Raw genomic sequence first — 11,336 nt, 5'->3', positions numbered from 1 at the left:
TCCGTTTGGGGTGGTCAATGGCAGCTCGGGGGAGGGGCCATTGAGGCTGCTTTGAGTATCCGGTTCGGCTACGGTAATCAATTCAGGGCCGCTGGTGATCTCACGTGGTAACGTCCTGGCTTGCTCTGTCAGCTTGGCTTGTGCTGTCTTACGCTCTTGCTGCGTGGTTGGTGCCTGTATACCCTCGTGGATCTGAGGCGACGTCGCAGGAAGCAACTGGGATTCCTGCCAATCGCGTCTCTCCTGCTTGCCACGAGGGGTTTTGGCGTGTGGGTCTGGGCGTGTCAGCTTTCTCTCTGCCAGTTCCGCCTCCTTGTTAGTCGCTTTGCTGTTTGACTGGGGGGCATCCGGTTTTGACCGGCGCTCTTGCTCCTGTTTGCCTGGTACTCTCTTTTGAACACGCACTTTCTGTGATGCGGACTTGAGGTGCAGGGCTTGCTCGAAGCGCAGCTGCTGCGCCGGATCCGCTTTGAGCGGTTCGCGCGGCAAGCCTTGCTGTTCGTCAGCAACCCGGGTTTCTGAGCGGGGAGCGTTGAGTCGGTTCATCTCTGGTCACATCCTGATCTGCTGGCGGAACTCTTCCTGTTCCTGCTCTTCGTTGTAGTCGCGCAGGGCTTGTTGGGCTGTCAGCTCCTGCCGGTGTAATTCGGCAAACTTTTCCTGCTGCTGGCGGGCACGGTGCACCGCTAGCTGGCATGCCTGTAGTCGGGAGCGCTCTTCGGCTACCCGCTCGCCCTGCTCGGCGGCCAGTTGTTCAAGGTGGGCTTCTTGTTCTCGCAGCAGGGCGACCTGCTGTTGCCACTCTTTGAGTCCTTTGCGATCAAGCTGCTCTGCCTGACAGAGGGCAAACAGACGATCTTCTTCGATGAGACGCCACTGACGGTAGTCAAGGCACTCCTGCTGCGCCTCTCGTTGCCGGGCATGGGCCTGCTGCAATCTGGCCTGCTGGGCGGCGAGCTGCTGCTCGGCCCGCTCCAGCCGCAACTGCTTTATCTGTTGCAGACGGCTTATCATCGGGTCAACGCCTCTAGGGTAGCGAGCGCCTCGGGCAGCGAGCTCGGCTCATGGGTGCCTTGCTTGAGCCACTGGCGGATCGCTTCGATGCGGGCGATTGCCTCGTCGGCCACCTTGTCTTGACCCTTCTGGTATTCGCCGATCTGCAGCAGCAGTTCGACCTCTTCGTACTTGGCCAACCAGCTGCGCAGGCGACCGGCCTGTGCCTGATGCTCAGGCTTGATGATCTGATTCATGACCCGGCTGGCGGAGCGAAGTATGTCGATAGCCGGGTAGTGATTGGCTGCCGCCAGCTTGCGCGAGAGGATGATGTGACCATCGAGGATGGAGCGGGTCTCATCGGCCACCGGCTCGGTCATGTCATCACCTTCCACCAGCACGGTATAAAGAGCGGTGATGGAACCTTTGTCCGACTGGCCTGCCCGTTCCATCAGTCGGGGCAGGGCGGCAAACACCGATGGCGGGTAGCCGCGGCGGGTGGGCGGTTCACCAGCGGCCAGGCCAATCTCACGCTGGGCACGGGCGAAGCGGGTGACGGAGTCCATCAACAGCAGCACGCGTTTGCCCTGATCCCGAAAGTATTCGGCGATGGAAGTGGCGACAAAGCCGGCTTTGGCGCGCTCCATGGCGGGGCGATCAGAGGTGGCCACCACCAGCACGGCCTTTTTTAACCCCTCTTCTCCCAGATCCGCCTCAATAAACTCCCGCACCTCGCGGCCTCGCTCACCGATGAGGGCAAGCACGGTGACATCCACTTCGGCGCTGCGAATAAGCGACGCCAGCAGGGTGCTTTTGCCGCCACCGGCTGCAGCGAAGATCCCCATCCGTTGTCCCTCACCACAGGTCAGCAGACCGTCGATAGCGCGAATACCCAGCGAAATGGGTTGTGCGATCCGTTTACGGCTCATGGGAGGAGGAGCATCCCGATAGACCGGATACCAAGCGGCTGGCTCTGGCAGGTGTCCGCCGGCAAAAGGATTGCCAAGCCCGTCCAATACTTGGCCAAGTAAATGCTCGCCCACTCCGACCTGATGCATGGTGCCGGTAGGGCTCACCTCGGTGTTGGAGGAGATGCCGAACATCTCGCCAAGAGGGGTGAGCAGCGCCTGATGCTGGGCAAATCCGATCACTTCTGCTTGCAAGGAGAGGGTGTTGTCCGGGTTGCGCAGATGGCACAACTCGCCAATGCGAACTCCGGGGACCACGGCCTTCAGCAGGGTGCCGGTCACCTGGGTGACCCGGCCACGGATCTGGATCAGGCGGCACTCGTCGATGGCGTGACGCAGTTGGCCTGCAATGTGGTCGAAGGAAAGATTCATAGGAAGCAACACCAGTAAAAACGGTGAGCACTATAAGTGATGGCGGCCAGAGCTGGATTTCAGCGCGAGTCGGGACTTTTTAGAAAACAGTTGGGAGAGGGCTAAAAATTCACGGCTGATTTTGGCATAGGTGAGGAACGGTGATTTTTATAATGCAATCCTCGTCAATCCATTCATCACGGGAGTTTCCATGGCCATTATCCAGAGCAACCCCTACCTCTCTGCCGCCCAGCCTGAAGGGCGCGCGGTAGAGGAGGTGTCCCGGCAACCCACTTTGCAGAGAGGGCAATTTCAGGGAGAGCGGGTCGTGCTGGCCAGTGCCGCCCAGTCGCTGGCCGATGCCGCCGAAGAGCTCACCTTCGTCTTCTCCGAGCGATCCGAACTCTCGCTCGCCAAGCGCAAGCTGAGTGACAGCCATGCCCGCATCAGCGAGATCGAGGCGCTGGTGGGGGATTACCTCGACAAAGTGCCGGAGCTCGAACGCCAGCAGAAGATCAAGGAGATGGTGAGCCACCTCGGCAGCGGTCGGCTGGCCAATCTCTCCCAGCTGCTGGCCTACCTCGAGAGCTATTCGGGGGAGGTGAGCGAGCAGTTCGAGGCGCTCTGCCAGGCGCGCAAGGTCCTCGCTGGACGACCGGAGATGCAGGGCACCCTGGCGCTGGTGGAGCAGGCGCTGGCCAAGCTGGCGGACGAGCAGGGCAGTGCCATCGTGCTGGGGGCGCGCATTACCGGCCCCGCGGCCGAAGCGGCCAAAGCGGGCGTGGGAGCCGAGCAGGATCTGCGGGATCTCTATCGCGATGCGGTGCAGGACTACCGCGCCCTCTCTGCCGCCTGGCGCGATATTCACAGCCGCTTTGGCAACGGTGCGCTGGAGAAGGTGACCGGTTTCATGATGAAGGCCCTGAGCGCCGATCTCGACAGCCAGCAGCGTTGGCTCGACCCGGTCAAGCTGGAACGGGTGATGAGCGACATGCACAAGCTGCGGCTGCTCAACACTCTCTCGGCGCAAGTGGACGAGCTGTGGCTACGGGTGAAGGAGGGCTCGGCCCATGGCATACGGGCCTTCTGATCTGATGGGCGATCTGATCGCCCTGGTGGAGAAACGCTGGGCCAGCGTGCGGGATGTGGAGCAAGTCGGTGTGGCTCTTGAGCTGCCAGATTGTCGCCAGCAGGTGCTGCTTTATCAGGAGCTCAAGCGGCTGATCCGCCTGCTGCCGGTGGAGCTGTTCAGTGAGGAGGAGCAGCGCCAGAACCTGTTGCAGTGCTGTCAGGGGGCGCTCGATAACGCCATCGAGCGGGAAGAGGATGAGTTGTCTGGAGAGTCGTCATGAACTGGATTGAACCCCTGCTGGTGCAGTTTTGCCAGGATTTGGGCATCACCATAGGGGATAACCCCCATTCGCTGATCCAGCTTGAACTGGAGCAGAGCGGCACTCTGCAACTGGAGCGCCATCAGGGGCAACTGACCCTCTGGTTGGCCCGTGCCGTGCCCTGGCATCAGAGTGGCGAGGCGATCCGCCGCGCCATGACCTTGATCGCCGCGGCGCAAGGCCCGGCACTGCCGGTGCGCAGCGGCTGGCTGGGAGAGGATCAGCTGATCCTTTTCATCACTCTCGATGAGCGGGCCGTGACTCTGCCCCAGCTCCATCAGGCAGTGACCACCCTGACCCGGCTGCAGCGAGAGGTGCTGGCGTCATGAGCCGGATCACTGCCGCGCATATCGGGATCGAGCAGCTCAGCGCCATCTCACTTGACGATCAGGAGCGAAGCCTGCCGGGGCGTTATGCCCTGTTGCCCGATGGACAGTCCATCGAACCCCATATCAGCCGCCTCTACCCCGAGCGGCTGGCGGATCGGGCGCTGCTCGATTTCGCCACCCCGGATCGCGGCTTCCACGACTTGCTGCGGCCGGTTGATTTCAATCAGGCGATGCAGGGGCTGCGCAGTGTGCTGGCAGAGGGGCAGAGCCCAGAATTGCGAGCGGCGCTGCGCTGCTCGAACAAATGCACGCCGATGAACAACTGATGCAGATGACCCTTCATCTGCTGCACAAGGTATGACCATGGTGCTTACGTCACAGCAGCAGGATGCGCTGCTGCTCACCGGCTGGCTGCAACTGCAATATGGCCACCCCGACAAGGCTAGCGTGCTGCTGGCCGCCCTGCTGCAGATCCACCCCGACCATCGGGGAGGGCGACGGACCTTGCTGGTGGCCCTGCTCAAACAGGGGGAGGGGGAGGCGGCGCTGGCCCATGTCGATCAGCTGATGCAGCAAGGTGAGGCCGACGGCCCGCTCTGGCTCTGCCGCAGCCGGGCCTGCCAGTTGGCAGGGCGGCTGGATGAAGCCCGTTTTGCCTATCAACAATACCTCGAACTGGAAGAGCAGAATGAATCAACGCTCCCTTGAGTTGCTGCGCCGGATAGGCGAGCGCAAGGACATCATGCTGGCGATCCTGCTGCTGGCCATCGTCTTTATGATGGTCTTGCCGCTGCCGCCGGTGGCCCTCGATATTCTGATTGCCATCAACATGACCATCTCGGTGGTACTGCTGATGATGGCGGTTTATATCAATTCGCCGCTGCAGTTCTCCGCCTTTCCGGCGGTGCTGCTGATCACCACCCTGTTCCGGCTTGCCTTGTCGGTGAGTACTACCCGGATGATCCTGCTGCAGGCCGATGCGGGGCAGATTGTCTACACCTTCGGCAACTTCGTGGTGGGGGGCAATCTGGTGGTGGGGATCGTCATCTTCCTCATCATCACCATCGTCCAGTTTCTGGTGATCACCAAGGGCTCGGAACGGGTCGCCGAGGTGAGTGCCCGCTTCTCCCTCGATGCCATGCCGGGCAAGCAGATGAGTATCGATGGTGACATGCGCGCCGGGGTGATCGACGTGCACGAGGCGCGGGATCGCCGCGGGGTCATCGAGAAGGAGAGCCAGATGTTCGGCTCCATGGATGGCGCCATGAAGTTCGTGAAGGGGGATGCCATTGCGGGCCTCATCATCATTTTCGTCAACATTCTCGGTGGCGTCACCATAGGGGTGACCCAGAAGGGGTTATCCGCCGCCGATGCGCTGCAGCTCTACTCCATCCTGACGGTGGGTGATGGCATGGTCTCCCAGGTGCCGGCACTGCTGATCGCCATCACTGCGGGGATCATCGTTACCCGGGTCTCCTCCGAAGAGTCTTCCGATCTGGGTACCGATATCGGTGCCCAGGTGGTGGCCCAGCCCAAGGCGCTGCTGATCGGCGGTCTGCTGCTGGTACTGTTTGGTCTGATCCCGGGCTTCCCGATGATCACCTTCTTTGCGCTGGCGGCCATCGTCACGGCAGGCGGTTATTTTATCGGCTTGCGTCAGCGCAAGGCGCAGAGCAGCAACAGTCAGGATCTTCCTGCCGTGCTGGCGCAGGGGGCGGGAGCCCCCGCCGCCCGCAGCAAGCCAAAACCGGGCAGCAAGCCGCGGGGCAAGCTGGGGGAGAAGGAGGAGTTCGCCATGACGGTGCCGCTCCTGATCGATGTGGATGCCGCTTTGCAGGCTGAGCTGGAGGCGATTGCCCTCAACGACGAACTGGTGCGGGTGCGCCGCGCCCTCTATCTCGATCTCGGAGTGCCCTTCCCGGGTATTCACCTGCGTTTCAACGAGGGGATGGGGCCTGGTGAATACCTGATCCAGCTGCAGGAGGTGCCGGTCGCCCGCGGTCTGCTGCGCCCGGGCCATCAGCTGGTGCAGGAGAGCGCCTCCCAGCTCGATCTGCTGGGGATCCCCTACGAAGAGGGGGCGCCGTTGCTGCCGGGACAGCCGACTTTGTGGGTCGCTAATGAACATCAGGAGCGGCTGGAGAAGTCACGGCTGGCCACCCTCACCACCGATCAGGTGGTGACCTGGCACCTCTCCCATGTATTGCGGGAATATGCCGAGGACTTTATCGGCATTCAGGAGACCCGCTACCTGCTGGAGCAGATGGAGGGGAGCTATGGCGAGCTGGTCAAGGAGACCCAACGCATCATCCCGCTGCAGCGAATGACTGAGATTTTGCAGCGATTGGTGGGGGAAGACATCTCCATCCGCAACATGCGCGCCATTCTCGAGGCCATGGTGGAGTGGGGCCAGAAGGAGAAGGATGTGGTGCAGCTTACCGAGTACATCCGTAGCAGCCTCAAGCGCTATATCTGCTACAAGTACGCCAACGGCAACAACATCTTGCCCGCTTATTTGCTCGATCAGCAGGTGGAGGAGCAGATCCGCGGCGGCATTCGCCAGACCAGTGCCGGCAGCTATCTGGCGCTCGATCCCACCATTACCCAGAGCTTCCTCGATCAGGTGCGCCATACCGTCGGTGATCTGGCCCAGATGCAGAACAAGCCGGTGCTCATCGTCTCCATGGATATCCGCCGCTATGTGCGCAAGCTCATCGAGGGGGATTACCACGCCCTGCCGGTGCTCTCCTATCAGGAGCTGACCCAGCAGATCAATATCCAGCCCCTCGGGAGGGTCTGCCTGTGAGCGGGGACCCGTTAACCTCTGACCCCCTGCTCCCCTGGCTGCAGGCCAGGGGAGCGGCGGTGGTACCTCACCATCTGGGGGCAACCCCCATCCAGCTCGGCCACGCTTTCTGCTATCGCCAAATTTATCTCGCCTGGCGCTTTGATCCTGCGACCCGACGGGTCTGGATCCTGCTGGTGCGCCGAGAGGGGGAGCGGGTCGGACTGGCCAATCCCTTTGCCGCCCTCTATCTGCTGGCCGAAGCCACTCTGGCTGTGCTCGGGCCGGGCCATTTCCTCTACGGCAACGTCGATGTCTTTCGCGGCAGTAGCCTGAGCGGTGAGCGGCTTGGCCGCTTCTACTTGCGCTGGACGGGAGCCTGCGAACCCGAGCCCGGCTGGTTCATGTTGGCCGCCGAGCAAGTCTGTTCCCTGCGGGATATGCGAAAACGACAAAAGCACGGCCTTGCGTGACAGGCATGTCCAAAAGGGCCTCATAGAATAGGAGCCAAGATGAAACAACCGCGTTTTGCCGACCATAGCAAGACCATTTCGCAGGCAGAGCAGGCCATTGCCGACAGCGATCACCGCAATGCCTTGTTGCAAGAGATGCTGGCTGGCCTAGCCCTCTCGGATCAGACCTGTCAGCTGCTGTTCGATGCGCCGACCGAGCAAGTGGCCGTGGCCGAGCAGGAGTTGCTGGCAGAGATCCAGCGCAGACAGGCGTTACTGCCGGCCCAGCCGGGAGAGGGCCGCAAGAGTCGCCGTCCCACCATGATGCGCGGACTGATGATTTAAGGAGTCGTGATGAGCACTATCCCTGACTACAACACCAACCCCGGCGCGTTCGTCGGCTGGCTTGATGGGCAAGCGCTGGACGCATTGCCGGGCAATAAAAACCCCAAGTTGACCGAACTGGTCGAGCTGCTCAAGGGCAAGATCACTATCAGTACTGATCTGCCGACACCGCTGACCAAGGAGCAGTTGGAGACGTTGCTGGCTGCCTATCTGACGGATCCCGCCTCGATCAACGGAGTCTGGGCGCTGGGCCAGTTCCAGGGGGGCAAGATGCGGCCATTGCCGCCATCAAGGGGATGATCGAGCGGGGAGAAAAACAAACCCCGTCAGTCACCCACTGGACCGTCCCTGAATTTATGCTGCTCTCCCTCAGTGCGCTGACTATGGATCGCATCGATGACGATCTCATCACGACCTTTACCGGTGTGATGGCGTTTCAGGACAACCAGCGTAAAGGGTTGCGAGAGGAGCTGGCAGAGATGACCGCTGAGCTGAAGATCTACGGGGTGATCCAGTCCGAGATCAACAAGGTGCTCTCTGCGGCATCCAGCCAGACCTTCAACACAGATTTCAATCTGATGAATTACAAGCTCTATGGCTATGAGTCTCAGGCCAAATTTATGGACGGGGCCGAGTATAAGCTGCTGTCAAAAATGCTCACCAATGATCTGGTTAATAAAGCTCAACAAGATTTGACCAATGCTGAAAGCGAACTGACACGTTTAACGGTGATTGCTAATTCGGGATCTACTATAGAGGCATTTGGAGCTAGAGAGCGGCTACCTGCTGCTCAGGCTGACTATGACAAGAAAAAATTGATTCTGGAGCAGGTGGTGGCCGGGCAGCGTGTCACCGTTAAGGATTTCCTTGAAAGTGACCAGAAGAAGAGCGGCGCAATGAAAAATATCGAAGCCAGCTACAGCTATGACAAGGACAACAACAAGCTCGGCAACTTCTCCACCAGTGTGAGCGACCGTTCTCGCCCGCTTAACGATCAGGTCAGTGAAAAGACCACCCGCCTCAACGACGTCAGCTCGCGCTACAACGCCGCCATCGAGGCACTCAACCGCTTTATCCAGAAATACGACAGCATCATGCGCGACATTCTTGGCGCCATTTGAGGAGAGATCATGCAGACCGATACCACCCTGACCCCGGAATATGAAGCAGAGCTGGAAGCCTTTATGGCTGACGGCGGCACCCTGGCCATGCTGCAGGATATCTCGGGCGACACCCTGGAGCAGCTCTATGCCCTGGCTTTTGGCCAGTATCAGGCCGGCAAGTGGGAGGATGCTCACAAAATCTTCCAGGCCCTCTGCATGCTGGATCACTACGAGCCGCGCTATTTCCTCGGGCTGGGTGCCTGCCGTCAGGCGATGGGGGAGTTTGAAACGGCGGTTCAAAGCTACAGCTTTGGCGCCATGCTCGACCTGAAAGATCCCCGTTTCCCGTTTCATGCTGCCGAGTGCCGGCTGCAACAAGGTGATTTGAACGGGGCCGAGAGTGGTTTCCACTCGGCCCGACTGCTGGCGGACACAGATCCCCAGCAGGCAGACCTGGCGGCAAGCGCCAAGGTCATGTTGGAAGCCATCGCAATCAGAAGGGATCTGCAAGATGAACCCGATCAGCAATGAAAGACCGGTTTCCCCGCTGGGAAACACAGGTGATGTTGCGGGCCTGGCGCCCGTTACCCAACCTCGCAGTGAAACGCGGCTCGATGCCGCCACGGTGCAAGTCACCGGTCAGGCCCGCAAGTCAGGGGTCTCGCTGAACCCACCACTGGCGGTAAGCAATAGCCAGGTTAGTGCGCAGCAACTTGGTGAAATCGGCAAGTTGGTGGCTTCGGTGAAAGAGAACACCCGCTTGATTCTGCCGCACACCACCGGGTTGGTGACCGCAGCCTTTACCTCGCCCGAAGCGTTCGAGATTGAGCTGGGCAAGCTCACCAGCGATCTGGAGAAGACCCAGACCAAGCTGAAGCTTGATGATATCCGGCAAGCTCGCACGCTGAACGAGAAGAAGATCGGCGAAAACCAGGAGAAGATCAAAGAGGCAGAAGAGAGTGCCCAAGAGGCCAAGAAGGCCGGTATCTTTGGCAAGATTTTTGGCTGGATCAGTGCCATCGCCTCGCTGGTGATCGGTGCCATCATGGTGGCAACCGGGATTGGTGCTGCCGCCGGTGCCTTGATGATCGCGGCCGGCGTCGTTGGTGTGGTAAATATGGCCGTGCAGCAGGCTGCTGCGGATGGCCTTATCTCAAAGGAGGTGATGGAGAAACTGGGGCCTGCCCTGATGGGGATAGAGATTGCGTTGGCAGTAATTTCGGCCGCGTTCAGCTTCGGCTCGACCCTAGGTAATGCGATTACTAATCTGGCCAGCAAGGTGGGTGGCAAGGTCGCGGATGTTACCGCCAAAATCGCTACCAAGGTGGGCGAAGTGGCCGCCAAATTTGGTGCCAAAGCAACCGTTGAGGCGGTGAAGGTAAGTGAGAAGGTGGCGAAAGTGGCCAAACTGGCGACCCAGAGCACCGATATCCTCATTGATGTGAGCAGTGGCGTGGCCAAAACGGTCCAGTCGGCGAAAGAGTCCGAGTCGCTCGATGCTCAGGCTGATCTTGCCTTGAGCAAGAGCGAGATGACCGAACTGCAAGGGGTCATCGACAAGCTCAAGGAGGCGATAGCCCAGATGATCGAGGCGTTCCAGCAGACCATGGAGATGATCTTCCAGATGATCAATGCCAAGGGCGACATGATGAACAACCTGGCCCGCAGACCTGCCGCTATCTAAGGAGTACCGACCATGATTAACAGTGATTATGTAAATGGCGTGACCCGTACCGCCCCGCTGACCGAGGTACAGGCCGGTGAGGCACAACAGGTTCGCAATGCGGCCACTGCCCATGAGGCCGCGGCTTCGACTCGCCCGCAAGGGTCAGAGACCAAGAGCGTTCCTACCCTGCCACGCCCCTCCATCTCCTTCGATACCAAAGGGGTGACCCAGATGGTTGCGCAGCTGGACAGTGCGATGGATATGATGTCCCTGCTGTTCAAGCTGGCCCGTCAGGCCCGTGAGGAGGGATTACAGGTTCGGGATATCGAGAACAAGCTGGTCATCAGCAACCAGCAGGCACAGGTTGACGAGATGCGCCACGGCGCCAAGCTGATGATTGCCATGGCGGTGGTCTCCGGCGTGATGGCAGGGTTCTCTGCAATTATGGGCGGGATCAGCTTGGGCAAGGGGGCCAAGACCATCAAGCAGCAACAATCCCTTGATGGCAAGATTGCCGGTCGCGAGGCCTTGATCGATGCCAAGGTTGATAGCTTGAGCAAGCAGGGTCAGCAGGTTGACCGTGCTGATGTGGGCAAAGTCTGGAAGCAGGATCAAGTTGCAGACAGTAACGCGAGCCGGTTGTTGGACAAGAAATTTGCTCGTACTTCCGAGCGGGGCCAGGTGTTCAACACCGTAACCCAGTCTGCTGGGCAAATGAGCAACTCTGCGGTGCAGGTGGCGCAGGGTGACAGCCAGGCCAATGCGAAAGAAGACGAGGTCGAGGCTACCATCAGCCAGACCGAGAAGCAGAAGGCCGAGGAGAATATGTCCTTCAATGCCAACTTTATGAAAGATCTGCTGCAACTGATGCAGCAGTATTCCCAGAGCCAGAATCAGGCCTGGAAAGCGGCATTCGGCGTTGCATAAACGCGATGGCAATCAAGGCGCCCGTT

Annotated in this window: 12 protein-coding genes and 2 pseudogenes; 12 read left to right on the top strand and 2 right to left on the bottom strand. The window is 60.0% G+C overall.

Annotation, left to right across the window (positions count from 1 at the left end; all coding sequences use genetic code 11):
- Nucleotides 1-552 precede the first annotated feature (552 nt).
- Entirely contained in the window at nucleotides 553-1,014 is a 462-nt protein-coding gene (gene sctO / locus ACPDZI_RS13210; RefSeq protein ID WP_438833276.1) for a type III secretion system stalk subunit SctO, read from the bottom strand.
- Nucleotides 1,011-2,333: a SctN family type III secretion system ATPase AscN gene (ascN, locus tag ACPDZI_RS13205; protein ID WP_438833275.1), complete on the bottom strand. Its 1,323-nt coding sequence runs from the start codon at nucleotides 2,331-2,333 to the stop codon at nucleotides 1,011-1,013. Before ascN ends, sctO begins: the two co-directional genes overlap by 4 nt.
- A gap of 190 nt (nucleotides 2,334-2,523) precedes the next feature.
- Between ascN and aopN the strand changes: the two genes are divergently transcribed.
- The 12 genes and pseudogenes from aopN to aopD all read left to right on the top strand — a co-directional run bounded on the left by aopN (nucleotide 2,524) and on the right by aopD (nucleotide 11,310).
- The gene (gene aopN, locus ACPDZI_RS13200; RefSeq protein ID WP_438833274.1) at nucleotides 2,524-3,402 is read left to right on the top strand and encodes a SctW family type III secretion system gatekeeper subunit AopN; all 879 of its coding nucleotides are present in this window, start codon (nucleotides 2,524-2,526) and stop codon (nucleotides 3,400-3,402) included.
- A complete protein-coding gene (acr1, locus tag ACPDZI_RS13195; protein ID WP_438833273.1) occupies nucleotides 3,383-3,664 on the top strand; it encodes a type III secretion system gatekeeper subunit Acr1 in 282 nt (93 codons plus the stop codon). Before aopN ends, acr1 begins: the two co-directional genes overlap by 20 nt.
- A complete protein-coding gene (gene acr2 / locus ACPDZI_RS13190; RefSeq protein WP_438833272.1) occupies nucleotides 3,661-4,032 on the top strand; it encodes a SycN family type III secretion system chaperone Acr2 in 372 nt (123 codons plus the stop codon). The genes acr1 and acr2 overlap by 4 nt, the downstream gene beginning before the upstream one ends.
- Nucleotides 4,029-4,393: pseudogene (gene ascX / locus ACPDZI_RS13185) on the top strand (type III secretion system protein AscX). Before acr2 ends, ascX begins: the two are co-directional and overlap by 4 nt.
- Nucleotides 4,390-4,740, top strand: coding sequence for a type III secretion system chaperone AscY (ascY, locus tag ACPDZI_RS13180; protein ID WP_331415004.1), 351 nt, complete (start codon nucleotides 4,390-4,392; stop codon nucleotides 4,738-4,740). Before ascX ends, ascY begins: the two are co-directional and overlap by 4 nt.
- The gene (ascV, locus tag ACPDZI_RS13175) at nucleotides 4,673-6,838 is read left to right on the top strand and encodes a SctV family type III secretion system export apparatus subunit AscV (protein ID WP_438833271.1); all 2,166 of its coding nucleotides are present in this window, start codon (nucleotides 4,673-4,675) and stop codon (nucleotides 6,836-6,838) included. The genes ascY and ascV overlap by 68 nt, the downstream gene beginning before the upstream one ends.
- Nucleotides 6,835-7,290 carry an LcrR family type III secretion system chaperone gene (locus ACPDZI_RS13170; protein WP_438833270.1) on the top strand — a complete coding sequence of 152 codons (456 nt, stop codon included), beginning with the start codon at nucleotides 6,835-6,837 and terminating at the stop codon, nucleotides 7,288-7,290. The genes ascV and ACPDZI_RS13170 overlap by 4 nt, the downstream gene beginning before the upstream one ends.
- Nucleotides 7,291-7,329: 39 nt before the next feature.
- On the top strand, nucleotides 7,330-7,614 hold the full coding sequence (acrG, locus tag ACPDZI_RS13165; protein WP_323914859.1) for an LcrG family type III secretion system chaperone AcrG: 285 nt from the start codon (nucleotides 7,330-7,332) through the stop codon (nucleotides 7,612-7,614).
- 9 nt (nucleotides 7,615-7,623) lie between these two features.
- A pseudogene (locus ACPDZI_RS13160) lies at nucleotides 7,624-8,735 on the top strand (virulence-associated V antigen).
- 9 nt (nucleotides 8,736-8,744) lie between these two features.
- On the top strand, nucleotides 8,745-9,248 hold the full coding sequence (acrH, locus tag ACPDZI_RS13155) for a SycD/LcrH family type III secretion system chaperone AcrH (RefSeq protein WP_017411833.1): 504 nt from the start codon (nucleotides 8,745-8,747) through the stop codon (nucleotides 9,246-9,248).
- On the top strand, nucleotides 9,229-10,401 hold the full coding sequence (aopB, locus tag ACPDZI_RS13150) for a type III secretion system translocon subunit AopB (RefSeq protein WP_438833269.1): 1,173 nt from the start codon (nucleotides 9,229-9,231) through the stop codon (nucleotides 10,399-10,401). Before acrH ends, aopB begins: the two co-directional genes overlap by 20 nt.
- A gap of 12 nt (nucleotides 10,402-10,413) precedes the next feature.
- Nucleotides 10,414-11,310 (top strand): type III secretion system translocon subunit AopD, encoded by an 897-nt coding sequence (gene aopD / locus ACPDZI_RS13145; RefSeq protein ID WP_438833268.1) that lies wholly within the window; start codon nucleotides 10,414-10,416, stop codon nucleotides 11,308-11,310.
- Nucleotides 11,311-11,336: the final 26 nt, after the last annotated feature.

Source organism: Aeromonas oralensis, from assembly GCF_049665575.1.
Lineage (GTDB): Bacteria > Pseudomonadota > Gammaproteobacteria > Enterobacterales > Aeromonadaceae > Aeromonas > Aeromonas hydrophila.
This window is presented reverse-complemented; position numbering and strand designations above follow the sequence as displayed.

What these genes read in the sequence shown, in the direction of transcription:
- ascY (WP_331415004.1), top strand. Translation starts at nt 4,390, where the DNA reads ATGACCATGGTGCTTACGTCACAGCAGCAGGATGCGCTGCTGCTCACC.
- aopN (WP_438833274.1), top strand. Translation starts at nt 2,524, where the DNA reads ATGGCCATTATCCAGAGCAACCCCTACCTCTCTGCCGCCCAGCCTGAA.
- acr1 (WP_438833273.1), top strand. Translation starts at nt 3,383, where the DNA reads ATGGCATACGGGCCTTCTGATCTGATGGGCGATCTGATCGCCCTGGTG.
- acr2 (WP_438833272.1), top strand. Translation starts at nt 3,661, where the DNA reads ATGAACTGGATTGAACCCCTGCTGGTGCAGTTTTGCCAGGATTTGGGC.
- aopD (WP_438833268.1), top strand. Translation starts at nt 10,414, where the DNA reads ATGATTAACAGTGATTATGTAAATGGCGTGACCCGTACCGCCCCGCTG.
- ascN (WP_438833275.1), bottom strand. Translation starts at nt 2,333, where the DNA reads ATGAATCTTTCCTTCGACCACATTGCAGGCCAACTGCGTCACGCCATC.
- acrG (WP_323914859.1), top strand. Translation starts at nt 7,330, where the DNA reads ATGAAACAACCGCGTTTTGCCGACCATAGCAAGACCATTTCGCAGGCA.
- ascV (WP_438833271.1), top strand. Translation starts at nt 4,673, where the DNA reads ATGAAGCCCGTTTTGCCTATCAACAATACCTCGAACTGGAAGAGCAGA.
- acrH (WP_017411833.1), top strand. Translation starts at nt 8,745, where the DNA reads ATGCAGACCGATACCACCCTGACCCCGGAATATGAAGCAGAGCTGGAA.
- sctO (WP_438833276.1), bottom strand. Translation starts at nt 1,014, where the DNA reads ATGATAAGCCGTCTGCAACAGATAAAGCAGTTGCGGCTGGAGCGGGCC.
- aopB (WP_438833269.1), top strand. Translation starts at nt 9,229, where the DNA reads ATGAACCCGATCAGCAATGAAAGACCGGTTTCCCCGCTGGGAAACACA.